Genomic DNA, 24,612 nt, shown 5'->3' with positions numbered 1-24,612 from the left:
CGCCGGCCCTCGGGTCGGCGACCGGAGCGCCGTTCGTCGTTCCGGGGCCGGTCTTGCGTCGCCGGGCCCGGGTACCCAGCCGGCATGCGAGCGATTCACGCTGGTCGGCAACTCAGCGGACGCCTGACCGAGGCCGACAGCGGGATCAACCTCAGCGCCGCCGACATCACCGGCCGGCGCGCTTGCGGGCCGGCCGGGCACGGGCGCGCCGTCCGGGACCCGGGCCGGCGTGCTCGCCCCGGCCGTTCGGGGTCCGGAGCCCGATGGCCGCTGGCGACCGACTCGCTCTTACGGTCCTCTGCGGTGCGGCTGCGACCGTGTCGGCCGTGTCCTCCGGAGTCCGAAGCCGCCGTCTGCGCCTGCCCCGCTCGCCCGTCACGATCGTGACCGGCGGGCTCGCGCTGGCGACCGTGGTTGCGGCGATCGTCGTCGTCGGCCCGGAGGCGGCGGCGGAGTCCGAGGGACGGGTCGTGACCGCCCGCCGCGGGGTGATCCAGTCGACCGTCTCCGCTTCCGGCAACCTCCAGCCGGCCAACCAGGTCTCGCTCGACTTCGCGACCGCGGGCCGGGTCGAGAAGATCTACGTCAAGGCCGGACAGCACGTCACCGCGGGAAGCCTGATCGCCCGGATCAGCGACGCGAGCCAGCGGGTCGCCGTGGCCCAGGCCGAGGCGTCGCTGGAGGTCGCCGAGGCCGGGCTCGACGATGCGAAGGCGGCGAGCAGCTCTTCCGACGACGCGAGCACCGCGTCGGCCCCGGTGCCCGCGACGACGACCGCGTCGGCTGGTGCTGCGACGTCCCCCGGCCTCGTCAACGCCGTGACCGCGACCGCGTCGCCGGCCGGGGGCGCCGTGATGCGGACGGTGGCGGCGATCACGACGGCGGCAGCCCCGGCGACCACGGAGGCGCCCGCGGCCGGCGACGACGGCGGGACGACGACCGACGGCTCCGGCTCCGGCGCCGCGCCGAGTACGAGCACCGCGCCGACCCGGACCACCACCACGCCCGCCTCCGGCACGGGGTCGGACGCCGGCACCGGTACGGCGAACGGCAAGGCGACGACCGGTTCGTCGGGGCCGGCCGGCTCCGCGGCGGCTTCCGGGACGGGCGCGGCGAGCGGGAGCGGTGCGGCGACGAGCGGGGGAGGGACCGCGGGCGAGTCCGCCGCGACCGCCCGCTCGAGCGCGGCGTCCGGCTCCGACTCCGGCTCCGCGAGCGGCGGGGCGAACGGCGGCAGCGGCGGGTCCGCCACCTCGGTCGCCTCGGCCGAGGCCAGCGTCGCCGCCGCCAAGCTGGCGGTCACCAACGCCGAGCAGGACCTGGAGGGCACCCGCCTGCGGGCGCCGGTCAGCGGCACGATCACCGACCTCGGCGGGGCCGTCGGCGACAGCGTGAGTGGCACCGGCAACAGCTCGAGCGGGGCGAAGGCGTCGACCGCTGACGCCGGCACCGGCCAGGGGGCCAGCAGCGGCAGCGGTGCGTCCTCGACCGGTGCGTCGACCTCGACCGGCTTCGCCACGCTGATGCAGCTCAGTCGCCTCGACCTGGAGGTCTCCTTCAGCGAGTCCGACATCGGCGACCTGCAGGTCGGCCAGGCGGCGACGGTCACCGTGACCGCGCTCGACGGCACCAAGCTGGCCGCCAAGGTCACGGCGATCGGCACGACGGCGACCTCCAGCAGCGGCGTCGTCAGCTACCCGGTGACCCTGGCGGTGACCCAGTCCGCCGCGGGGATCCGGCCCGGGATGAGCGCGTCGGCCGAGGTCGTGATCGACCAGGCCAAGGGGATCAGCGTCCCCAGCCAGGCGCTGGCGGGCCGCACGATGACCGTCCGCAAGGGCGGCAAGGACGTGCCGATCGCCGTCACCACCGGCGTCGTCGGCGACAGCACCACCCAGGTCCTGAGCGGGATCGAGGCCGGCGACCAGGTAGTCCTGCCGGCGTTGGCGACGAGCACGAGCGGCGGCGCGGCGGCCGGGCAGGCCGGCGGCTCCGGGGGGACCGGACGGCTCGGCGGGGGCGCGGCCGGCGGGATCGGCGGTGGCTCAGGCCGCTCCGGCGGCTTCCCCGGCGGGGGCATGGCCGCGGGCGGACCGCCCGGCATGGCCGGCGGGGTCCGCTGATGCGGGCCAGGACCGCCGGGGCCCGCGCCCGCGCTCGGAGCGACCGTCCCGCGGCCGCGAACGACCGCCCCGCGGTCGTCGGCGACCAGCGGGGCCGTGCGCGCCGCCGCCCGCCGGTGATCGACGTGCAGCGGGTCTCGCGCGTCTACCGGCCGACCCCGGAGCTGGAGGTTCGGGCGCTCGACGACGTCAGCCTGCGGATCGAACGGGCCGAGCACGTCGCGATCATGGGCACCTCCGGCAGCGGCAAGAGCACGCTGATGCACCTGCTCGGCTGCCTCGACGCGCCCAGCTCCGGTCGCTACCTGCTCGACGGGGTCGACACGGCCGAGATCGACGAGGACGGCCTCTCGGACCTGCGCAACCGCAAGATCGGCTTCGTCTTCCAGGCCTTCAACCTGGTCCCGCGGACGAGCGCGATCAGCAACGTCGAGCTGCCCCTGGCCTACGCCGGGATGCCGCGGGCGGCGCGCCGGGAGCGTGCCGCCGCCGCACTGCGGGCGGTCGGGATGGGCCAGCGCCTCGACCATCTGCCCTCCGAGCTGTCGGGCGGCCAGCAGCAACGGGTCGCGGTCGCGCGGGCGATCGTCACCGATCCGTCGCTGATCCTCGCCGACGAGCCGACCGGCAACCTCGACTCGCGTTCGACCGACGACGTGCTCGAGATCTTCGCCGAGCTCAACGCCGAGGGCCGGACCGTCGTGCTGATCACCCACGAGGACGAGGTCGCCGACCGGGCGGACCGCGTCGTCCGGCTCGGCGACGGCCGGATCCTGTCCGACGCCCGCAATCTGCCGGCCGGCACCGTCAGACGCGGGCCGCACCGAACCGATCAGGCTCCCAGGCAGGGGAACGGGCCGAACCCTCAGGTTTCGAACGAGCATGAGGTTCCGCCGTTCTCGGCCGCCGGACGGTCGATCGCGGCGCCCGCAGCCGGCCGAACCGAGGAGCCCACGTGAACCCGCGCGAGACGCTCCGGATCGCGCTCGGCGGGATCGTCGCCAACAAGCTGCGCTCCGGCCTGACGATGCTCGGGATGGTGATCGGCGTCGCCTCGGTGATCGTCCTGGTCGCGGTCGGCAATGGCTCGCAGCAGGCCGTCCAGGCCCAGATCCAGGCGCTCGGGACCAACGTCCTGCTGGTGATGGGCCAGGGCGCCCGCGGCGGTCCCGGAGCGGCGGCGACCAGCAGCAGCGCGCTGACGACCGCCGACGCCGCCGCGCTCGAGGACCGCGAGCTGGCGCCGCACGTGGCGAGCGCGTCGCCGGTGGTCAACGTCTCGTCGGCCACGCTCGTCGCCGGCAGCACCAGCTACCAGCCGTCGACGGTGGTCGGGACCCTGCCCGGCTACGCCGCGGCCAGCAACTACCGGATCGCCCAGGGCGAGATGTTCACCACGGCCCAGAACCGCGCCCGCGAGCGGGTGGCGGTGATCGGGCCGACGGTGGTCGAGAACCTCGGCATCGGGGTCGGATCGACGGTCAAGATCAACGGGATCGGCTTCCAGGTGGTCGGCGTGACGGCCCCGAAGGGGGCGAGCGGCGCGACCGACTCCGACGACGTCGTGCTGACGCCGATCACCGCCGCCCAGGACTCGCTGGCGGGCTACGGGGCGGTCAGCTCGATCACCGTCCAGGCGCGGGACGAGGGCTCGCTCGACGCGGCCCAGGCCGAGGTCACCGAGATCCTGAACCGGCGCCACGACGTCGACGCGGCCAGCGCCGCCGCGGGGGCCGCGGGCGGCGGAGGCAGCTCGGGGTTCACCGTCATCAACCAGGGCTCGATCCTGGCGGCGTCGAGCTCCACCACCAGCGTCTTCACGACCCTGCTCGGCGCGGTCGCGGCGATCTCGCTGCTGGTCGGCGGGATCGGCGTGATGAACATCATGCTCGTGAGCGTCACCGAGCGGACCCGGGAGATCGGGATCCGCAAGGCGATCGGCGCCCGCCGCGGCGACATCCTCACCCAGTTCCTGGCCGAGGCGGTGCTCGTCTCGATGCTCGGGGGCGTGCTCGGCGTGCTCGCCGGGCTCGGCGTCGCCCGGTTCGAGATCGCCGGCGTGACGCCGGTCGCCTCGGCGTCGTCGGTCGCCCTCGCCTTCGGGGCCTCGGTCCTGGCCGGCCTGTTCTTCGGCACCTACCCCGCGGGGCGCGCCGCGCGCCTCCGCCCGATCGAGGCCCTGCGCTTTGAGTAACTCCCAGGAGGACCCCGTGACCGATGTTCCGCAGACGGCGACGCCCGTCGACGTGCCCCCGACCGCCGAGTACGTGCTGCCCGAGGACGCCGACTGGGAGGACGAGCGCTGGGACGGCGATCCGGCCGCGGCGGTGACGCCCCGGCGGCCCCGCCGCAAGCTGCTGACGCCGGCCTCGCTCGTGCTCGCGGGCGTGGTCGTGGCCGGCGTCGGCTTCATCGGCGGGGTCCAGGTCCAGAAGAGCGCGGGTGCCGACGACGGTCCCGGCGGCGGGATCGCGGCGATGCGCGGGGCCGGTGGGGGCCGGGCCGGCGCGGCCGGCGGGGCGCCCCCTGGTGGGCAGGGCGCGACCGCTGCGGCCGGCACGGCCCGTGGGGCCGCCGCTGGTGACAGCGCTGCGGCCGGCGGGGCCGGTGCGGCTGCGGGCACGAGCGGCAGCGGGTCGGCCGCGGCGGGAGCGGCGGCGTCGGCCAGCGGGACGACCGTCGGCGCGGTCGTCAACGTCAAGGGCTCGACGCTCTACGTGGCCGGCGCGGACGGGACGACGATCGAGGTCCGCGTCGGCGCTCGCGCGACCGTCCAGCGGCTGGCGAAGACGACCGCGAAGCAGGTCCGGCCCGGCGATTCGGTGGTGGTCACGGGCACGACCCGCTCCGACGGCGGCGTCACGGCGACCGCGGTCCAGGCGATGGCCAGCGGGCTCACGCTCGACCTCGGCGGCTTCCGGGCCGGAGCGCCCGGAGCCGCTGGGGCATCCGGCGCCGATCGCTCCGCGTCGTCCGGCTCTGCGGCGGGGAAGGCCGGCTCCGACGACTCCGGCGGCAGCGACGTCGACCAACTCTTCGGTGAGGGCTGAGCCGCGGCTCGCTCTCGACCTGACCAACGGAGGACGCACATGATCACCCAGTCACCCCGGTGGGACCGATCGCTCCGGGCGATCACCCCGCTCCTGCTCGCCACCGCCGCCTTCGGGCTGACCGCCTGCGGCGGCGACGACGACCCGGCCAAGACGACCAACGCGGCGAACGCGACCGGCTCGTCCGGCTACGGCGCGCGCGGATCGAGCGATGCCGATCGGACCGCCCTCCAGGCGTGCCTGAAGAAGGAGGGCGTCACCCTGCCCGAGCGTCCGGCCGGGACCGGCGGCCCCGGTGGCGGGTACGGCGGGGCACCGCCGACCGGCACCGACGGCGCACCGCCGACCCCGCCCGGCGGGCAGCAGGGCCAGGACGGCGCGCCCCCGGCCGGCGGCGGACCGGGCGGACCGCCCGCGGGCGGCGACGGACAGGGGCGCCCCGACGGCGGACTGCCCGGCGGCGCGGGCGGCGGCCCCGGCGGTCGCCAGCTCTCGGAGGCGGACCGCAAGAAGCTGACGGCGGCGATGGAGAAGTGCGGCGGCGGCCGGATGGGGCAGGGCCGGGCCGACGGGAACGGCCGCGGTCGCGGGCAGCGCCCCGACGTCGACGACGCGGCGTACCGCAAGTCGATCACGGCCTACGTCGCCTGCGTGCGCAAGCACGGCTTCGATCTGCCGGACCCGAACTTCTCGGGCAAGGGGCCGATCTTCGACGCCAAGAAGGTCGACCAGCAGGACGCGACGTTCCAGAAGGCGAGCTCCGCCTGCCAGACCGAGCTGCGGCCCGACCGCAGCCGCTCGGCGCCGACGACCACGACCCCGGGCACGAAGAGCTGAGGTCGCCGAGCGACGCTCGGTGGAAGACTGGGGGCCGGCAGCGGGACGACCGCCGTGGCTGCCGGCCGCGTACCGATCCCGCCGCCGTTCCAGGCATCCCCATCGAGGAGCACCACGTGGCCGTCGTCAAGATCAACGCCATCGAAGTCGATCCCGCCCGCGGGCCGGAGCTGGAGGAGCGGTTCGCCAAGCGCGCCGGCGAAGTGGAGAAGCAGCCCGGCTTCCTCGGCTTCGAGCTGCTGCGTCCGGTCGACGGCGAGACGCGCTACTTCGTCTACACCCGCTGGGAGAGCGAAGAGGCCTTCCAGGGCTGGGTCAAGAGCCAGGCGTTCGGCCGCGGCCACGCCCAGGCCGCCGACGACAAGGGCGCCCAGAAGCCCGTCGCCCACGGTTCGAGCGTGCTCGGCTTCGAGGTCGTCATCGCGGCGGGGCCCAAGGCGGACTGACGGTCGTCGTCGGCGAGGGCGGCAGGGCCCGCGGGTCCTCGCCCTCGCCGGCGCCGAGCGGCTGCTCCGGTCGCCTCGCGGAAGGCGCCGGTCGCGCCAACGGCAGGTGCCGTCCGTCCGTTGCCCTGGTGGCGATGCGGGCCGGTGCCCTACGGTTGGGGCATGAGCATCAGCGAGCAGGTCCAGGCCGACATCAAGGTCGCGATGAAGGCGGGCGACAAGCCCCGGGTCGGCGCGCTGCGGCTGGTGCTGTCCGAGCTCCAGAAGGACGCGAAGGAGGGCAAGGGCGACGAGCTGGCCGTCCTCCGCCGCGAGCGCAAGCGGCGCGAGGAGTCGGCCACCGCCTACGCCGACGCCGAACGCCCCGAGCTGGCCGAGTCGGAGCGGTTCGAGGCCGAGCTGATCAGCGGCTACCTGCCGCAGGACCTCAGCGAGGAGGAGCTGGCCGCCGCCGTCCAGGCCGCGATCAGCGAGACCGGCGCCAGCTCCCCGAAGGACATGGGGCGCGTGATGCAGGCGGTGATGGCGGCGACCGGTGGCCGTGCCGACGGCAAGCGCGTCTCCGCGCTGGTGCGCGAGGCGCTGGCGTAGGCGACCCGGGAGTCACCGGCCGCCTCGCGCGGCCGGCGTCACGGCCGCGGGGCCGCGGGAGGCGGCCCCCGATCGGCGTCGTGGCGTCGCTCAGCCGACGGCGCCGCGGGCGACCGTCTCCCGCACCAGCTGCTGGTCGGCCGGGTAGGTCAGCAGGGCGATCGCCTCGTCGGGCGCCAGCCAGCGCAGCTCGTCGACCTCGTCGTTGACCGCGAACTCGCCGGACTCGACCGTCATCAGCCAGTAGCGCACGAGCTTCGGCCGGCCCTTGTGGTCCTCGTAGCGGACCTCGGGCAGCTCGTCGCCGAGCCGGCAGACGAACCCGGTCTCCTCAACCAGCTCACGGCGGGCAGCGTCCTCGAACGACTCGCCCTCCTCGAGCTTGCCCTTCGGCAGCGACCAGTCCTCGCGGTACGAACGGTGGACGACGGCGATCCGGCCGTCGCGCACGATCACGCCACCGGCTGCCTGGACCTCACGGGGAGTCATGGCGGCCGAATCTACCGGGGTGCCGCCGCGATCAGCGGCGCCGCAGCCAGCGGCCGATCCGCTGCCGCCAGGGGACGCGCGGCCGCGCCCAGCGTGGCGGACGGACGCTGACCAGCCGTTGGTCGTAGGCCCGTGACCAGCTGGCGAACCCCTCGCGGCCGAGGATCGTCACGGCGGTGTAGGCGCCCTCGGGGCGCCGATCGTCGTCGACGAGCACGATCAGCAGCCAGCGGCCGATCTGGACGAAGAGCTCGGCGTCGCGGCGCGACGTGGCCCACGGTGGGCGCTCGTGCACGACCCGCCCGTCGTGCACGATCAGCTCGCGCAGGGCCCGGTCGAGGACTTCGCGTGGGCGGACCGGGACCCCACCGCGCTCGCAGAACCGCTCGAGCGCGTGATCGGAGAAGCCGATCCGCAGGCGCTTGGTCGTCGTCGTGGCGCTCATCGACGCGGGCGAGGGCGGGAACCGGGCCGGCGGGGCGGACCCGGCCGTCAGTCCTCGTCGGGGGTCGTGCGGGCGGCGGCGCGGGCCGTGGCCTCCTCGACCTCCGCGGCGTGCTCGGCCCGGGCCCGGGCCGAGGCCTCGCGCATCTCGAAGACGTCGGTGGCCCAGGAGCCCAGCTCGCGGGCGACGTCGCGAACGGCCCCGGTCACGATCGTCGCGATCCGGCCGACGTGGGTCGCGCCGGACTCCACGGCTTCCTGCACGACGTCCTTGTGCGTCTCGAGTGGTCCAGGCATGTGGTGAGGGTAGTAGGTGGGGCCGCCGAAGGTGGCCGTTGGCGGGGTATGCCCAGGACGGTGGTGGAGGGGCCGGGCAGGGTGTCGTTCGGCAGGGGCGTCGCCGGGGTCCCGGCCGGGCCGGGCGGGAGGGCGGTGGGCCGGGCGGTGGCGCGCGGCCATCCGCGCCGGCGGGGCATCCTGTCCTCGGTCGGGGCCGCCGGTCGGCGGCCCCGAGGTACGCCCTACGCGGCGGTCGAGCGCGGCCGCAGCCCGCGGGCGGCACCGAACAGCGACCGACCGACGCTGCCGGCGGTCCGGCCGACGGCTCCGGCGGTGCGAGCGGCGGTCAGGACCGCGCGCCCGGGGGCGGAGCCGTCGGCGTAGGCGGTCGCCTCCTCGGCGGTCGGGACCGACAGCTTCACGATCTTGCGGAAGACGGTGAACAGCTGGTACGGCAGCGGGCCGCCGTTGTACTCCAGCCCGTAGCGCTCGCAGGCCTCGCGGACCTCGACCGAGATCTCGGAGTAGCGGTGGGCCGGGATGTCCGGGAAGAGGTGGTGCTCGATCTGGAAGCTGAGGTTGCCCGAGAGCACGTGGAAGAGCTTGCCGCCGGTCAGGTTCGACGAGCCGAGCAGCTGCCGGACGTACCAGCCGCCGCGGGTCTCGTTCTCGGTCTCCTCGACGGTGAACTCCTCGACCCCGTCGGGGAAGTGCCCGCAGAAGATGATCGAGAACGTCCACAGGTTGCGGACGATGTTGGCCGAGAAGTTGCCGGCCAGGACGACCGGGAAGAACGGGCCCGCCAGCGCGGGGAACAGCAGGTAGTCCTTGGCCGCCTGCCGGCGGACCTTGCCCCAGATCGCCTGCATCATCGGGATCCGCGCCTTCAGGTCCCAGCGGCCGTGGCGGATCTCCTCGGTCTCGAGGTCGTGGAGCGCCACGCCGTACTCGAACAGCAGCGCCAGGAACGTCGCGTAGACCGGGTTGCCGAGGTAGTACGGCTCCCACGGCTGGTCGTCGCTGATCCGCAGGATGCCGTAGCCGATGTCGCGATCCTTGCCCACGATGTTCGTGTGGGTGTGGTGCATGTAGTTGTGGCTGTGGCGCCACTGGTCGGCGGGGCAGGCGGTGTCCCACTCGAAGGTCCTGCCGTTCAGCTCCTCGTCCTGCATCCAGTCGTACTGACCGTGCATGACGTTGTGGCCGATCTCCATGTTGTCGAGGATCTTCGACAGCGAGAGCGCGGTGACGCCGGCGAGCCAGAACGGCGGGATGAAGCCGACCTCGAGCAGGACGCGGCCGGCGATCTCCAACCGGCGCTGGGCCTTGATCACCTTGCGGATGTAGACCGCGTCGCGCTCGCCGAGGTCGGCCATGTGCTTGGCGCGGAGGGCCTCCATCTCGCGGCCGAACGCGTCGAGCGCGTCCTGGCTGAGGTGGGGGACGGCGCTCAGCGGGCCGGGGATCGCCGACGTGTCGATGCCGGAGAGGTCACGCGGATCGCCGTTGGGGGCGGTCGGCGCGCGGGGCGAGAGCGGCTTGTCCGACTTCGGGACGGCGATGGTGTCGTCGTCGAGCTCGTCGGGGGCGGATGCGGGTGCAGCGGTCGGGGTGCTCATGGGACGTTCCTCGTTCGATCGGGAGGGGAAGGGATGCGGTCGCGAAGGGCGCGGGGTCGCAGGAAGTGGGTGCGGCGTGGTGCCGGAAGGGCGGGGCGAGAACGCGGCGGACGGGACGCGAGCTCGCAGCAGGTGGAGGCTGGTCAGGGGTCCAGGTCGAGGAGCACGGGGATCACAGATCCAGGACGACGTCGCCGACGGGGGCCGAGACGCAGAGGCGGATCTCCTCGCCGGGGACGCCCTCGATCTCGCCGGTCAGGGTGTTGCGCACGCGACCCTCGGTCATCCGGCACTTGCAGGTCAGGCAGATGCCCATCCGGCAGCCGTGGACGGGGGTCAGGCCGGCGTCTTCGGCCTGCTCCAGCAGCGGCCGGCTGGTCGCCTCGACGGTCGCGCCGGTCTGGCTGAACGTGACCGAGCCGAGCTGGTCGGGGTCGAGGTCGGGCAGGACCGGCGGAGCGAAGTGCTCGTAGGCCAGCGGCGTGCTGCGGCCGTCGGCCTTCCACTGCTCGCGGACCGCCTCGACGAGCGACCCGGGGCCGCAGACGAAGGCGGCGGCGTCGCGGTCGTCCGGCAGCGCGCGCTCGAGGTGCTCGGGGGAGAAGTGGCCGGACAGCTCGCCGCCCTCGCCGCGCGTGTACGCGCGGAGCAGCGTGACGTTGGGGTGGCGCTCGGCGATCTGGTGGAGATCGGGGGCGTAGAGCAGCTCGGAGGCGCCGCGGGCGTAGTGGAGGAAGCTGATCTGGCCGCGGTAGCCCTCGTCGGTCAGGGTCCGCAGCATCGAGAGCACGGGGGTGATCCCGCTGCCGCCGCTGATCAGCACGATCCGGCCGGGCCGCTGCGCGGGCAGGACGAACTCCTCGCCCTGTGGCACCGACAGGCCGACGAACATGCCGACGCGCGCGTGCTGCTTGAGGTACTGGGAGACGATCCCGTCGGGATGCGTCCGGACGGTCAGCTCGATCGTCCGGGTGCGCTCGTCGGCGGAGGCCGACGGCGAGTAGCAGCGGCGGTGACGGACGCCGTTGATCTCGACGGTCAGCTCGACGTGCTGGCCGGCGAGGAAGCCGGGCCAGGTGCCGGTCGGGCGCAGGGTCAGCGTGACGCTGTCGCCGTTCTGGTGGCGAACGTCGACGATCTCGCCGCGGATCTGCTTGACCGCCCACACGGGACGGAGCAGCTCGAGGTAGTGGTCGACGTTGTGCGGGCCGGCGAGCGCGTCGGCCAGCGGCGAGCCGAGCAGCCGGTCGGCGAGCCCTCCGCGGCGGCGGCGACCGGCCGAAGGGGTGCCGGTGACGGCGTCCGACGGGGCGGCGGTGGGCAGGCTGGCGGAGGGGGTCATCGGCGGGAGCAGTTGGGTGAACAACTGTGCACAAAGGTAGAATCGTTAGCGTGATCGGTCAAGTGCTTCGCCCCGATCAGTCCGTGACATCGCACACACCGGATCCGGTCTGGCCGGAGCGGCGGCTCCCGTGAGCGGTGGGGGAGACCCGATCGAGCCGCCGATCCCCCGCCAGGAGCGGAAGCGCCGCACGCGTCAGGCGCTGCTCGACGCGGCCCTGACCCAGCTGGAGGACCACAGCTTCGGGGCGATCAGCCTGCGCGAGGTGGCGAAGTCGGCGGGGATCACGCCGACGGGCTTCTACCGGCACTTCGAGAGCATGGAGGAGCTGGGCCTGGTCCTCGTCGACGAGTCGTTCCGGTCGCTGCGGGAGATGATCCGGGCCGGGCGAGCGGGGGGCGCGACCCCGGGGAGCGAGATCCGGACCTCCGCGACGATCCTGGTCCGCCATGTCCGCGAGCACCAGCCGCACTACCGCTTCATCGCCCGTGAGCGCTCCGGGGGGATGGCGAGCCTGCGGCACGCGATCCGCCACGAGATCCGGTTGTTCTCGGACGAGCTGGCCGTGGACCTCGCCGGCTACCCCGTCCTGGAGGAGCTCTCGCCGGAGACGCTGGAGATGGTGGCGCAGCTCATCGTCACGATGATGGTGGCGACGGCCGAGACCCTGCTCGATGCCCCGGCGTCGGCGGAGCGCGAGATCGAGCAGGCGACGGAGAACCAGCTCCGTCTGATCCTGATGGGCGCCACGCAGTGGCACGAGCCCGAGCCCGCCTGACCACCACCGCGTAGCCGCCCGGAGCCCCACGCGCCGCGGAGCCCCGCGCACCCGAGGCCGGCACCCAGAGCCTTACGGCGGCGAGCGGCTTCCGGCCGGCGGCGGACACGCCCGGAGGGGCACGCAGCCGCGCTCGTCGAAATCGATCTCGAGCGCGTCGGCCTCCTCCACTCTCTCGCCGAGCGACCCGGCGCCCGCGCCGCCGTCCAGCCCCGACTGGCCCCCATCGGACGCGCCGAACGGCGGCAGCCCAGGCTCCCGGCTCGGTGCGGCGGCCGCCGGGCCTCGCAGGAACTCCTGAGCGAGCAGCCACGGGTCGACGCGGGGGTGTGCGGCCCGGATCGCGTCGCGCTCTCGGCGGTGAGCGATCTCCGCGAAGGTCACTGCAGCGGAGCCGGACCAGGACGCCCGCCACTGGAGGACCAGGTCGCGCACTCGGGGACGGCCGACGAATCGCGCACGGGTCGGGCGTTCGGCTTGGTTCCAGCGGCAGTTCGGTGGATGCGGGAGCCCGGCGATGATCGAGGCCTCGATCTCGCGGTAGTAGAGCGCCCGCTTTGCCTCACGTGAGGACATGGCAGTGGTCTCGACCGTGAAGCCCGGCAGTCGCTGCTCGACGGCTGCCGCCACCTCCCGGGCGCAGGTACCCGCCTCGTTCACGACCGCGATCCGAACGACGCCGGCTCGTTGTCCCTTGACCTCGGCCATTCGTCCGCGCGCCGCCAGCCAGGCGTCGACCACCGCACGAGCGGCGTCGAGCACGCCGGCCCCCGCCGTCGTCAGTCCGACCCGCTTGGTCGACCGCTCGACCAGCTTCAGGCCGGTGCTCCGTTCCAGGCGACTCAGCCGCTCGCTCAGCGACGAGGCAGCGATCCCGAGTCGCGTGGCAGCGCGGCCGAGATGGCGCTCGTCCGCCACGGCGACCAGCGCCTCGAACTGTCGGAGCTCCACCACGCGACCGACCCTAGCGCCGGCCTACCCGGGTGTTTCGAAGTGAACTGGATCGGCACGAACTCGATACCGATCCGCCGCAAGACGCCGGTGGCTGTACGCCGGCGGCAGGCCCCAGCCCGCCTCTCCCAAGCCGGTCAGCCGTCAATCGGGTTCACCTCGATTCCAGCCGTTTTCCCGTTCTCGGGCGTGCGCGGGCGGCGACGGGGGGCGTCAGACCGCCTTCGTGTCGTTCCGGAAATCGCCGGCGCTTGGGCCCCAGATCAGTTCCTCATCGGGGATCCGGGCGTGCCGATCCGGGGCGCACGAATCGGGCCGTCCGCCGCGACCGCTTGGCCACTCTTCGGGCTGCCCGAAGAGTGTCCGACGGCTCAAGGGAAGTCGCGCCGCTTCGGGCCGCTGTGCGCACCAGGGGGTGGGGCTCCTGCGGCACGGACGGGCGCTCCACCAGGGCGATTCCGGCCGCTGTGCGGTTTGGGGGCGGCGGGCTGAGGTCAGGTCTGAGGCGCGCACTTCCGGAGGCCCGGAACGGTGGCGGACTACGACGAAGCGTCGAGTTCGGATCCTCAAGGGTCGACAGCCGTCAGCCGATAGCCAGGGGTATGACGGCAACCAACCACGAGGGCGCAGCTGCTCGGGTACGGCGTTGAGGAGCATGAGTCAGCCGCCCGTCCTCGGGGTGGCGGTCACCGCGGTGCGGCCAGAAGCCACCCGCGTGTTGATCGCTGACGACGACCCGTTCGGTCTGCGAATGACGACGCGGGTCCTCTCCATGCGGGGGTTCGACTGCCGGGTCGCCCGTGACGGGGCCGATCTGCTGGCCCAAGCCGCGGCGACTCGGCCGCACGTGGTCCTGCTCGACGCGCACATGACACCGATGTCCGGCCTGGAGGTACTCGCGCGGCTCCAGTCCGATCATCGGACGGCCTTGATCCCGGTCATCTGCGTCACGGCCGACAAACGGTCGGAAACGGTCCTGGAACTGCTCACGGCCGGCGCCGACGACTACGTGGCCAAGCCGTTCTCTCCCGACGAGCTGCAGGCGCGGATTCTGGTCGCGACCCGCCGGCGGATCCTGCTCGGCGGCGTGAGTCCCCTGACCGGGCTTCCGGGCAACGTGCTCTTGACCCGTGCGGTCCAGCAGCGGCTTGACGCAGAGGTCCAGTTCGCCCTGCTGCACGTCGATATCGACAACTTCAAGGCCTTCAACGATCACTACGGCTATGTCCGCGGTGACGAGGTCATCGGGACGGTTGCGGCGATCATCAGTCGGGCCGCCGACCACGTCGATGCGGCTCGGACGGTGCTCGGGCATATCGGCGGCGACGACTTCGGGGTCCTGACCCCTGTCGAGCACGCTCACGCGATGGCGGACGAGATCGTCCAGCAGTTCGACGCGGTCGTCCCTGACTTCCACGATCGGGAGGACGTCGAGCGCGGGCACATGATCCTGCCGAGCCGGCTCGACGGGCCGCCGCGGTTCCCGCTGCTCTCGATCTCGATCGGAGTGGCCATCTGGACGACGGCGCATCCGCGGTCGACGAAGGCTGTGGCCGACATCGCCGCAGAGATGAAAGGTGTCGCCAAGCGCCACCGCGGATCGTACGTCGCGGTCGACGAGCGCTGGGACCATCAAGACGATTTGGTCGATTCGCTTTAAGGAACGATCGCCTGTCCTGGACGGGCGATTCGCGCATTGTTGCGAATGCAATCGGACGACCGTTGAGGGACTGGTAGACAAGCGCCCCGCGAGGGGCGTACGCTCATCTCGCCGAAGTGGCATTTAGGTACACTTTAGTTTCGAGAAGAGAGAGCCCCGGATGAACCCCCTGTTCGTCACCGACGTCCGTAATTCGCGGAGATCAGCGTCACGAACCGTCCTGATGGCGCTGAGCTTCACGCTCGCGCTGGTCCTTGCACTCACCGCGGCCTCGGCCGCCCGCGCCTACGAGATCGACAACTTCTCGGCCAACATCCTCGAGGCCAACGGCACCACCTTCGAGAACCAGGCCGGAGGCCACCCCTACCAGGGGATCATCAGCTTCGACACGAAGATCACGCCGAACAGCAGCCCCGCGGTTAGCCCGGTCACGGAGCAGGGCGGTGCGACGAAGACGATCCGCGTCGACACGCCCCCGGGCTTGGTGCCCAACCCTGAGGCGGTCCCGAAGTGCGACCAGGCAAACCTCGAGGCGAACACCTGCCCGCCGGCGTCGCAGATTGGCACGGTCGTCCTGCGGTTGCGCAGCTTCCTGCCGGCGGCGGTCCCTGTTCCAGTGGGTACGAAGGGCACGCTACGCGTGACGATCGGGCTCTACAACATGGAGGTGAACGAGGGGCAGCTTGCTCGCTTCTCGTTCAACCCGACCCAGGCGCCCGGGGCCACCGGTCATACGGTGGACATCGAGGGCGCGATGCGCCCGGATGACAACGGCCTCTACTTCACGATCAACAACGTCTCGACGCCGACGCCGGCGGCACCGCTGACGCCGCTCCTGACCGGCTCGACCCTGACGTTCTGGGGCGCCCCCGGTGCCGCGAGCCATGACGTCGATCGTGGACGGGCGCAGCTGGCCCTCACGGCCTCCGACGTTCAGCCGATCCTGCCGTCGCCGCCGTACCCGCCGGGTACCCCACTCCCGCTTCCACACCAGATAAGCGCGCGCCCCGCCACCGGCGCGACGGGCATCACGAACACCACGGCCGCGTTCCTCAACAGCCCGACCACGTGCAATGGCCCGCAGGAGGCGAAGCTGACGCTCGACTCCTACCAGGGTGACCGCGACACGGATACCTACCTCGTGGGTGCCGGCACCCCCGGCCTGGAGGGCTGCGACCAGGTGCCGTTCAGCCAGACCACGACGTTCGGGCCCAGCGTGGTCCAGAACGACGCACCGTCGCCGCTCGGCGTCACGCTCGACGTGCCGCAGACGGACGACATCAACACGCTCGCCACGGCGCACGTGAAGAAGGTCACGGTCCAGCTGCCGCCCGGCATGACGATCAGCCCGTCGGCCGCCAACGGCCTCGAGGCCTGCACCGACGCGCAGTTCGCGAAGGGCACCTTCGACCCGATCGCCTGCCCCGCCGCCTCGAAGATCGGCCTCGTGTCGATCAAGAGCCCGGCCCTGGCCGATCCGCTCGAGGGCGCGGTCTACGTCGGGCAGCCCCAGGCGGGCAACCGCTACCGGCTGTTCGTCAACGCCGACGGCTACGGCGTGAGCATCCGGCTGAAGGGCACGGTCACCCCCGATCCCGTCACCGGCCAGGTCACCGCCGTCTTCGACGACAACCCGCAGCTGCCGTTCTCCCAGTTCAAGCTGGACTTCGACGGCGGCTCGAAGGCGATCATCGCCACCCCGCAGACCTGCGGTCTGGCGACCGGTTCCAGCAGCATGGTCCCGTGGTCCGGCGGCGCGGTCTCGACCTCGGCGCCCACGCTGACGGTCTCCGGCTGCGACGGGTTCCCGTTCTCGCCCGGCTTCGGCGTCTCGCTGACGACCGGCCAGGCCGGTGCCTACTCGCCGCTCACCGTCGGCTTCTCGCGTGCCGACACCAACCAGTACCTGAGCGGCCTCAGCGCGACCCTGCCGAAGGGCATGCTCGCCAAGATCAAGGGCGTCACGCAGTGCTCCGAGGCGCAGGTCGCCGCGGAGGCCTGCCCCGCCGCTTCGCGGATCGGCACGACCTCGGTCACCGCCGGTCCCGGTAGCTCGCCGTACGCCCTCTCCGGTCCGGTCTACCTGACCGGCGGCTACAAGGGCGGCTCGTTCGGCACCGTCGCGATCATCCACGTCGTCGCCGGTCCGTACGACCTCGGCAACGTGGTCGTCCGGCAGGCGCTGCGGATCGACCCGAACACGGCCCAGGTGACCGTGGACAGCGATCCGCTGCCGCAGATCAAGGAGGGCATCGTCCTCCGCCTCCGCCAGCTGAACCTCGTGGTCGATCGCGCCGGCTTCATGCGCAACCCGACCTCGTGCAGCAAGGACCAGCTCGCGACGACGCTGACCTCGGCCGAGGGCGCCGTGGCGCACCCGACGAGCACGCTGACGTTCGATCGCTGCAAGGACCTCGGCTTCGCGCCGAAGATCAGCCTGGCGCTCAAGAACAAGTCGCAGATGGGCAAGTTCAAGCACCCGCGGATGACGGCGATCGTCACCCAGAAGGAGGGCGAGGCCGGCATCAAGGGCACCAGCGTGGCCCTGCCGAAGGCCGTCGCACTGGCCGCGGAGAACGCCCAGGGTCTCTGCGAGACCGCCGACGCACTGAAGGACAAGTGCCCGAAGGCCTCGATCGTCGGCTCGGCCACGGCCGAGACGCCGATCCTGAACAAGGCGCTGAAGGGTCCGGTCTACTTCGTCAAGGGCGTCCGCAAGGACCCCAAGACGGGCCGTGAGATCAAGACCCTGCCGACGCTGTTCATGCCGCTGCGCGGCGAGACGACGATCTACCTGCGGGCGCAGACGGCCGTCAGCCACGACCGGCTGGTGACCAACCTGCAGGAGGTCCCGGACGCGCCGGTCACGAAGTTCACGTTGAACATCGACGGCGGCAAGCACGGGATCATCGCGACGACCCGCAACCTCTGCAGCGCGGGCACGCTGAAGGGCAGCGCCCGGTTCGCCGGGCAGAACGGCAAGGCGGCCCCGGTCGCCAAGCCGACGATCAGCAAGGCCTGCAGCACCAAGAAGACGAGCAAGAAGTAGGGCGGTCGGGGCGACCTCGGTCGCCCCACCACCAAGCAGTGACGACCGCGGCCCCGGGAGCTCCTCCCGGGGCCGCTGTCGTTCGCGATCACGCACGACGCGCGGGTGGTCTCGCCAACGTCGAGATGAGGCCTCGCGGACCTCCGTGCCGTGCGTCGCCGAGCCCCGCGCGAGCGTCTTGTCGACGAGCGGGGTGCCGAACGTCGCCTGTCGTGCCGCTCGCCCTAGCACTCGTTTGACGCATTGTCACGGCGGGTAGACGATTGATCGAGCCGCCGCAAACCCGCTGTGCACCTGGAGATACGGCCTGCCACGGCGCTCCGGAGCCGCGATCGCCAGTCCCAGACTGACGATCCTGGCGTTGGTTGTCGCTGGACACAGCGGCTACTGCGGCGTAGCCTGCTCGGGCCCCCAAGGTACGAGGAAAGAGGACGTATGGCGCAATTGTCGTTTCACGATGCCCGCCGAACGCGGAGGTCGACGGCCCGAGAGGCCCTGATCGCCGTGAGCTTCGGGGTGCTGCTGATGCTTGCGGCACTGGCGCACGCCGCACCAGCCCACGCCTACGAGATCGACGAGTTCAAGGCCGGTCCGCTGACGAACGCGGACAACTACGACGCCTACTTCCAGACCGCCGGAGGGCGCCCGCCGTTCGGCGTCGTCGGCTTCGACATGGCCGCAGACGGCAACGGCGAGCCCCAGGGCACCACGAAGAACCTCAAGGTCAGCATTCCGCCGGGCCTGATCCCCAACCCGCGAGCCGTGCCGCAGTGCACCGACGCCCAGTTGGCGGCCAACGCCTGTCCGCCGGCCTCGCAGGTCGGCGTCCAGCGGATGCGCGTCCGCGCCACCATCCCGACGCTGGCGTTGCTGCTGCAGCCGACCCGCCAGACCGTCGACGTGCGGCTCCCGCTCTACAACATGACGCTGAGCGGCAACCAGATCGCCCGCTTCGCGGTCAACCCGTCGACCGCTCCGGGCTTCACCCTGCTCCAAGGGCACGAGACGATCACCCCGGTCAGCATCATCGGCGGCATGCGGGCCAGCGACAACGGCCTCTTCTTCACCATCTCCGACCTGCCGACGGCGATCCCGTTGGTCCAGGCGCGGTTGGTCTTCTGGGGCGTCCCCGGGGCCAACGAGCACAACGGGGAGCGCACGCGCTCGGAGACGGATCTGCCGAACGTGCCGATCGCGACCCTGATCCTCCCGGACAAGGGCGGCAATGCGGTCGTCAGCGACAAGACCACCGCCTTCCTGAGCAACCCGACCACCTGCGCCGGCGTGCAGACCTCGACCCTCGAGACCGAGTCCTACGCCGGCGATCGGCGGTCCCGGGACTACACCACGCCCGTCGGCGTCGACAGCTGCGACCAGGTGCCGTTCGCGCCGACGACGACCTACGGTCCGAGCTCGGTCACCCGCGACAGCCCGACCGCGCTCGACGTCGGCCTGCGGGTCCCGCAGCCCCAGGACTCCGGCGTGCGCGCGACGTCGCACGTGAAGCGGGTCGAGGCCACGCTGCCGGTCGGCTTCTCGATCAGCCCGTCGGCGGCCAATGGCCTCGCGACCTGCACCGACGCCCAGTTCGGCAAGGGCACCAGCGATCCGATCGCCTGCCCCGCCGGCTCGAAGGTCGGCTCGACGACGATCAAGACGCCGCTGCTGGCGAACGACCTGACCGGCTCGGTCTACCTCGGCGAGCAGCAGCCCGGCAACCGCTACCGGCTGTTGGTCTCCGCGGAGGCCCCCGGCGTCGTCGTCCGGCTCGCCGGCTCGGTCCGACCGGATCCGGTCACGGGCCAGCTGACGACCGTCTTCGACGACGCACCGCAGCTGCCGTTCTCCGACTTCGACCTCCACTTCGACGGCGGTCCGCGGGCGATCATCGCCAGCCCGCAGAAGTGCGGCGACGCGAGCGGCTCGACGACCTACGGCCCCTGGTCCGGGACCGCGGCGGTCGCGGCCCAGTCCTCGATCGCGGTCACCGGCTGCGACGGCTTCCCGTTCGCGCCGGGCTTCAACGCCACGATCGGCTCCGGCAAGGCGGGCGCCTCGGCCCCGTTCACGGCCGGCTTCGAGCGGGCCGACGGCAACCAGTACCTCGGCGCGATGAACGTGACCCTGCCGCCGGGCCTGATCGCCAAGCTCAAGGGCGTCCCGCAGTGCTCCGAGGCGCAGATCGCGCAGCAGGCGTGCCCGGCCTCGAGCCAGCTCGGGGTCGCGACGACGAACGCCGGTCCCGGCTCCGATCCGTACTCGCTCTCCGGCCCGGTCTACTTCACCGGCGGCTACAAGGGCGCGCCGTTCGGGATGGTGGCGATCATCCGCGTCGTCGCCGGCCCGTACGACCTCGGCAACGTGGTCGTCCGCCAGGCGATCAAGATCGACCCGAACGACGCCCGCGTGACCGTCGTCAGCGATCCGCTGCCGCAGATCATCGAGGGGATCCCGTTGCGGATCCGCGCGCTGGCGCTCTCGATCAACCGCGCCGGCTTCATGCGCAACCCGACCTCGTGCGGGACGGGCGTCGCGACCACCGAGCTCAGCTCCAGCGAGGGCGCGACGGCGAACGGCTCGGCGGGCCTGGCGTTCTCGGGCTGCAAGTCGCTGGCGTTCAAGCCGGGCCTCGAGCTCAGCTTCGGGATCCGCTCGCAGATGAAGCAGTTCAAGCACCCGAGCGTGACGGCGGTCCTGACCCAGAAGGAGGGTGAGGCCGGCATCAAGGGCACGACGGTGACCCTGCCGAAGTCGGTGGCGTTGGCCGCGGACAACGCGGGCGGGCTCTGCGAGACGGCGGCCGCGCTGGCGGACAAGTGCCCGAAGGCGTCGATCGTCGGCTCCGCGAAGGCCGAGACGCCGATCCTGAGCAAGCCGCTCTCCGGACCGGCCTACTTCGTCAAGGGCGAGCGCAAGGACCCGAAGACCGGTCGCGTGATCGCCACGCTGCCGACCCTCTTCGTGCCGCTGCGCGGCGAGGCGACGATCTACCTGCGGGCCACCACGGCGGTGGTCGACAACCGCCTGGTGACGACGTTCCCGGGGATCCCGGACGCGCCGATCACCAAGTTCACGCTCAAGATCAGCGGTGGCAAGAAGGGGATCATCGCCGCGAACAAGAACCTCTGCGCGGGTTCGGCGCTGAAGGGCGACGTCGTGATGTCGTCGCACAACGAGGCGACGACGACGAAGAAGCTGACGATCGGCCGCGCCTGCGGTGCGAGCCCGCGGTTGCGGGTCGCCAAGCCGAAGCGCTCGGGCGGGACCCTGAAGGTCTCCGGCACGATCGTCAAGGCCGCGAAGAAGCAGGTCAAGGTCTCGGTGGTCTGCGGCAAGACGCGCCTGAAGGCCTCGGCGACGCCCAAGCGCGGCCGCTGGTCGACGTCGGTCCGGCTGACGAAGGGCTGCGCCAGCGGCCGTTCGGCGAAGGTGACCGCCGCCTACGCCGGTGATGCGAAGCGCCGTGCGACGACCAGCTCGGCCCGGACGGTCAGGTTGCGGTAGAGCGTAGGCAGCGGTCGGCCGGGCGTTCGTCGAACGACCGGCCGGCCACGACGAGGACGGTGAAGGCCCCGGATCCCGGGGCCTTCGTCGTTCCGGGACGAGGCAACCCAGGCCGGCCGCGCGGGTCGGGGTCACCCTGGGCCGCGCCGCCCTGGGCCGCACCGGGCCGGTCAGAGCAGCAGCTGGCTGGTCCGGAAGGCGGCGCGGGTCGCCATCGCCAGCTCCTCGTCGAGCGCGACCAGGCCGGCCTCGACCAGCCCGGTGATCGCGCGGGCGATCTCGGTCCGCTCGGCGGCCGTCCCGGGTGGGTTGGCGATCAGCTGGGCCTGGATCTCGGCGACGCTGACCCGGGCGGGATAGCTGTCGATCAGCAGCCACAGCACCGCCGACTGCGGGATCGTGTCGTCGTCGGAGGTCGGGGGGACGGGGGCGCTGGTCTCGTTCACGGAGGGCTCGGCCTTCTGGTGTCGCGGGGGAGGCAGGGACGCGGCGGGGGTGCCGCCGTGGCCAACCTAGTCGAGCCGGAATGAGGCCAACAACCCTAGGAATCGCCGTTCGGCCTGATCGTGGTCGGGGCTCGGAGGGGGCGACCGAACGTTCGGCTTGCGGGCGTTGGCGATCCGTCCAGGTGGTTCCCGGACGGCGGAGAGCGGGATGGCGGGGGGAAGGCGCCGTGGGCGGGACGACGCGGATGCGGCCCGGCTCCCGCTCGCCCCGAACCTTTGGCCAGCGTCGATTCGACGGATGGGCCACGCGCGCGGTGAGCGGGCCCTTCTGACGGAGTGGGTCGACCGGGCCGTCACGGAGTTGCAAGCAGGGCCATGACGGGCCCCGATGCCCGCGGTGGGCGGGTAGCGTGGGGTCATGACTGGCGAGGCGCAAGCGGCGACGCCGTCTCGTACCGGGCGGTGGGCGGTGGTGATCGGGGTTGCGCTGCTGGCGGTGTTCGTGGTCGCGACCGTGGTCAATGCGCAGCGCGGTGAGCTCGAAGATGGGTGGCGGTCGCTCGCGGTCGGCGCGGCGTTCCTGGTCGCGTTGACGATGGCCGTCGTCGGAGCGGGCTACGGACTCGCACGCGTGGTGCGGCCTGGGCGGACCGGTCGCCCGCGGTGGCTGCTCGTCGGGTGGTTGGCGGTCACCGCCGGGCTGGCTGCCGCGGCGCCGGTGACGCTCACGTGGGACGACGGCTGCAACGCCCATGGCGGTCTGGTGCCGCTGGTGTTCGCGCCACTGACGGCGATCACCGCGCCCGAACGCCCGATGGGGTACATGGACAGCTCGACGCTGATGGGGTGCTTCGAGAAGAGCGGACGCTCGAACGCGACGCGTACGCGCTGACTGTTGCCGTGGAGCCGTCGACGCCCCGATCGGCGTGGGCAACCTGACCCGGTGCGTCGACGTCGTGCTGTTCACGGCCGAGGCGCTGACCGACGACGCGACCTCGGTTTGACCCGGGCCCGGAGCAGATGGGAAGCTGGACCCGACCTACGAAAGGACGCGTCATGAGCGGACTCGAAGGCAGGAGCTTTGACTCCCCGGATGAGGTGCGGGAGTTCAAGGCCAACGGCAGGGTCGAACTGGTCAACCTCGCGAGCGGGCCGGTCGGCAAGGGAACGTTCGAACCCGGGTGGAAGTGGTCGAACGACGTCAAGCCCTTGGCCGGCACGGACAGCTGCCAGGTCGAGCACGTCGGGTATGTCGTCTCGGGGCGGATGCACGTCCGGTTGGACGACGGGTCCGAGCACGAGTACATCCCGGGCGAGGCGTTCAACATGCCGCCGGGCCACGACGCCTGGACGATCGGCGACGAGCCCTGTGTCCTGGTGGACTTCGGCGGGTTGAAGGGATACGCCAAGCCGGCAAGCTGAGGCTTCGGCCTCTCATGCCCGAAGCCGCCCGTCCGCGACCGCTCGACCGAGAACGCAACGTCCACGGTGGCGCGTCTTGCGGGAGAGGATCCTCGCGTAGGCTGCGCAGATGCGGGAGCGGACCGGGAGGCGGCGGTGACCGAGGCGACGGTGGCGGACGTGCTGGCCGAGTTGGCCGAGCTCGAGGACCCGAGGATCCGCGCGGTGAACGAGCGGCACGGTGACGATCACGGGGTCAACCTCACCAAGCTGCGCGCGGTCGCCAAGCGCCTCAAGACGCAGCAGGATCTGGCTCGCGAGCTGTGGGCGACAGAGGACACGGCGGCGAGACTGCTGGCGATCCTGATCTGCCGCCCGAAGGCGTTCGAGCGGGACGAGCTGGACGCCATGCTGCGGGACGCGCGGACCCCGAAGGTGCACGACTGGCTCGTGAGCTACGTGGTCAAGAAGGGCCCGCACGCGGAGGAGCTGCGGCGGGCCTGGTTCGCCGATCCGGATCCGGTGGTCGCGAGCGCCGGCTGGGCCTTGACCTCGGACCGGGTGGCGAAGCGGCCCGAGGGCCTCGACCTGTCCGGGCTGCTGGACCTCATCGAAGCGGAGATGCAGGGCGCCCCCGATCGCCTCCAGTGGGCGATGAACACCTGCCTCGCCCAGATCGGGATCGAGCACCCCGAATGCCGTGGCCGCGCCGTCGCCATCGGCGAGCGCCTGAAGGTGCTCGAGGACTACCCGACGCCCCCGAACTGCACGTCGCCGTTCGCGCCGATCTGGATCAACGAGATCGTGCGGCGGCGGGAGGGGGCATAGGACCTCATCGGCGCGGGGCGCGGGGCGCGGGGCGCGGCCGGCGACGGCGACGCGCGTCTCCGGACGGTCGCCCTAGGCCTCGTCGGGGTGCAGTCCGTCGAGGATCAGGGAGAGGCCGAACGCGAACTCGTCGGCGTAGTCGTAGCCCGGCCGGAGGGCGTGCTCGGTGATCAGCTCCGCGAGGTGCGGGTAGGCGTCGGTCGGTAGGTCGTCGAGGATCTCGCCGGCCACCTCCTCGACGCCGCTGCCGTCCGTGAACGGCAGGCTCAGCTCCTGGAGGACGAACCCGTAGAGGTAGCTGTCGATCAACGAGACGGCGTGCGCGGTCATCGCGACGGAGAGGCCCCCCGCGCGCAGGGCGCCGAGGACGGCATCGTGGTGGCGCAGGGTCGCCGGGCCGGGCTGGCGGCGGGAGTCCATCAGGCCGATCGCCCAGGGGTGGCGGTGCAGCACGGTCCGCGCCGAGGCGGCCCGACCGCGCATGGCCTGCCTCCAGTCCGTGGTCGCCGCCGGGAGCTCGATCTCGCCGAAGACCGCGTCGACCATCCCGTCGAGGATCCCCTCGCGGCCAGCCACGTGGTTGTACAGCGACATCGCCTCGACGCCCAGTCGGCCGGCGATCGCCCGCATCGTGACCCCGGCCTCGCCCTTCTCGTCGGCCAGGGCCGTCGCGGCAGCGACGATCCGCTCCCGGCTGAGCGGTTCCCGCTTCGGCTTGGCGCGCGGGCCGGTGCGCGGCTCGGGCATCGGCGCTCCCTCTCACTGTCGCTTGACG

The 24,612-nt window shown here is 72.4% G+C and carries 21 protein-coding genes and 1 pseudogene; 14 read left to right on the top strand and 8 right to left on the bottom strand.

The window, feature by feature from the left end:
- The first annotated feature begins 326 nt into the window (after positions 1-326).
- The 7 genes and pseudogenes from ACVUH9_RS20700 (at position 327) to ACVUH9_RS20670 (ending at position 7,047) form a co-directional block, all read left to right on the top strand.
- The gene (locus ACVUH9_RS20700) at positions 327-2,123 is read left to right on the top strand and encodes a hypothetical protein (RefSeq protein ID WP_475760438.1); all 1,797 of its coding nucleotides are present in this window, start codon (positions 327-329) and stop codon (positions 2,121-2,123) included.
- Positions 2,124-2,239: 116 nt separating this feature from the next.
- Positions 2,240-2,911 (top strand): annotated as a pseudogene (locus ACVUH9_RS20695) (ABC transporter ATP-binding protein); the annotation flags it as partial.
- Between the two features lie 167 nt (positions 2,912-3,078).
- Complete coding sequence (locus ACVUH9_RS20690) at positions 3,079-4,317, top strand: ABC transporter permease (RefSeq protein ID WP_475760435.1); 1,239 nt, start codon at positions 3,079-3,081, stop codon at positions 4,315-4,317.
- Between the two features lie 16 nt (positions 4,318-4,333).
- Positions 4,334-5,173, top strand: coding sequence for a hypothetical protein (locus ACVUH9_RS20685; RefSeq protein WP_475760433.1), 840 nt, complete (start codon positions 4,334-4,336; stop codon positions 5,171-5,173).
- Between the two features lie 39 nt (positions 5,174-5,212).
- Entirely contained in the window at positions 5,213-6,010 is a 798-nt protein-coding gene (locus ACVUH9_RS20680; protein WP_475760431.1) for a hypothetical protein, read from the top strand.
- Between the two features lie 116 nt (positions 6,011-6,126).
- A complete protein-coding gene (locus ACVUH9_RS20675; RefSeq protein WP_475760429.1) occupies positions 6,127-6,456 on the top strand; it encodes an antibiotic biosynthesis monooxygenase family protein in 330 nt (109 codons plus the stop codon).
- Between the two features lie 162 nt (positions 6,457-6,618).
- Entirely contained in the window at positions 6,619-7,047 is a 429-nt protein-coding gene (locus tag ACVUH9_RS20670; protein ID WP_475760427.1) for a GatB/YqeY domain-containing protein, read from the top strand.
- A gap of 90 nt (positions 7,048-7,137) precedes the next feature.
- Here the strand turns inward: ACVUH9_RS20670 and ACVUH9_RS20665 are convergent, their stop codons facing one another.
- From ACVUH9_RS20665 to ACVUH9_RS20645, 5 genes are all read right to left on the bottom strand, one after another.
- Positions 7,138-7,536, bottom strand: coding sequence for an NUDIX hydrolase (locus ACVUH9_RS20665; protein WP_475760425.1), 399 nt, complete (start codon positions 7,534-7,536; stop codon positions 7,138-7,140).
- A gap of 31 nt (positions 7,537-7,567) precedes the next feature.
- Positions 7,568-7,981 (bottom strand): hypothetical protein, encoded by a 414-nt coding sequence (locus tag ACVUH9_RS20660; protein ID WP_475760423.1) that lies wholly within the window; start codon positions 7,979-7,981, stop codon positions 7,568-7,570.
- Between the two features lie 47 nt (positions 7,982-8,028).
- Complete coding sequence (locus ACVUH9_RS20655) at positions 8,029-8,277, bottom strand: hypothetical protein (RefSeq protein WP_475760422.1); 249 nt, start codon at positions 8,275-8,277, stop codon at positions 8,029-8,031.
- A gap of 224 nt (positions 8,278-8,501) precedes the next feature.
- On the bottom strand, positions 8,502-9,659 hold the full coding sequence (locus ACVUH9_RS20650) for a fatty acid desaturase family protein (RefSeq protein ID WP_475760444.1): 1,158 nt from the start codon (positions 9,657-9,659) through the stop codon (positions 8,502-8,504).
- 391 nt (positions 9,660-10,050) lie between these two features.
- On the bottom strand, positions 10,051-11,244 hold the full coding sequence (locus ACVUH9_RS20645) for a ferredoxin reductase (protein ID WP_475760421.1): 1,194 nt from the start codon (positions 11,242-11,244) through the stop codon (positions 10,051-10,053).
- Positions 11,245-11,350: 106 nt separating this feature from the next.
- Here ACVUH9_RS20645 and fabR point away from each other — a divergent pair, with 106 nt between their 5' ends.
- A complete protein-coding gene (gene fabR / locus ACVUH9_RS20640; RefSeq protein WP_475760419.1) occupies positions 11,351-11,998 on the top strand; it encodes an HTH-type transcriptional repressor FabR in 648 nt (215 codons plus the stop codon).
- Positions 11,999-12,070: 72 nt separating this feature from the next.
- On the opposite strand, the gene ACVUH9_RS20635 is transcribed toward fabR, so the two are convergent.
- Positions 12,071-12,952 (bottom strand): LysR family transcriptional regulator, encoded by an 882-nt coding sequence (locus tag ACVUH9_RS20635; RefSeq protein WP_475760417.1) that lies wholly within the window; start codon positions 12,950-12,952, stop codon positions 12,071-12,073.
- Positions 12,953-13,604: 652 nt separating this feature from the next.
- Between ACVUH9_RS20635 and ACVUH9_RS20630 the strand changes: the two genes are divergently transcribed.
- The 3 genes from ACVUH9_RS20630 (at position 13,605) to ACVUH9_RS20620 (ending at position 21,162) form a co-directional block, all read left to right on the top strand.
- Positions 13,605-14,609 (top strand): GGDEF domain-containing response regulator, encoded by a 1,005-nt coding sequence (locus tag ACVUH9_RS20630; protein WP_475760415.1) that lies wholly within the window; start codon positions 13,605-13,607, stop codon positions 14,607-14,609.
- Positions 14,610-14,769: 160 nt separating this feature from the next.
- Positions 14,770-17,658 carry a hypothetical protein gene (locus tag ACVUH9_RS20625; protein WP_475760413.1) on the top strand — a complete coding sequence of 963 codons (2,889 nt, stop codon included), beginning with the start codon at positions 14,770-14,772 and terminating at the stop codon, positions 17,656-17,658.
- 504 nt (positions 17,659-18,162) lie between these two features.
- Complete coding sequence (locus ACVUH9_RS20620; protein WP_475760411.1) at positions 18,163-21,162, top strand: hypothetical protein; 3,000 nt, start codon at positions 18,163-18,165, stop codon at positions 21,160-21,162.
- Between the two features lie 170 nt (positions 21,163-21,332).
- On the opposite strand, the gene ACVUH9_RS20615 is transcribed toward ACVUH9_RS20620, so the two are convergent.
- Entirely contained in the window at positions 21,333-21,608 is a 276-nt protein-coding gene (locus ACVUH9_RS20615; RefSeq protein ID WP_475760409.1) for a hypothetical protein, read from the bottom strand.
- 418 nt (positions 21,609-22,026) lie between these two features.
- Between ACVUH9_RS20615 and ACVUH9_RS20610 the strand changes: the two genes are divergently transcribed.
- The 3 genes from ACVUH9_RS20610 to ACVUH9_RS20600 all read left to right on the top strand — a co-directional run bounded on the left by ACVUH9_RS20610 (position 22,027) and on the right by ACVUH9_RS20600 (position 23,837).
- Entirely contained in the window at positions 22,027-22,500 is a 474-nt protein-coding gene (locus ACVUH9_RS20610) for a hypothetical protein (protein ID WP_475760407.1), read from the top strand.
- A 164-nt stretch (positions 22,501-22,664) separates the two neighbouring features.
- The gene (locus ACVUH9_RS20605) at positions 22,665-23,030 is read left to right on the top strand and encodes a cupin domain-containing protein (RefSeq protein WP_475760405.1); all 366 of its coding nucleotides are present in this window, start codon (positions 22,665-22,667) and stop codon (positions 23,028-23,030) included.
- A gap of 135 nt (positions 23,031-23,165) precedes the next feature.
- Positions 23,166-23,837: a DNA alkylation repair protein gene (locus ACVUH9_RS20600; RefSeq protein ID WP_475760403.1), complete on the top strand. Its 672-nt coding sequence runs from the start codon at positions 23,166-23,168 to the stop codon at positions 23,835-23,837.
- A 72-nt stretch (positions 23,838-23,909) separates the two neighbouring features.
- Here ACVUH9_RS20600 and ACVUH9_RS20595 read toward each other — a convergent pair whose 3' ends face one another.
- A complete protein-coding gene (locus tag ACVUH9_RS20595) occupies positions 23,910-24,584 on the bottom strand; it encodes a TetR/AcrR family transcriptional regulator (RefSeq protein WP_475760401.1) in 675 nt (224 codons plus the stop codon).
- Positions 24,585-24,612: the final 28 nt, after the last annotated feature.

Source organism: Patulibacter ginsengiterrae (genome assembly GCF_056269115.1).
The sequence above is the reverse complement of the archived record's forward strand: the minus strand, read 5'-3'. Positions and strand labels throughout refer to the sequence as shown.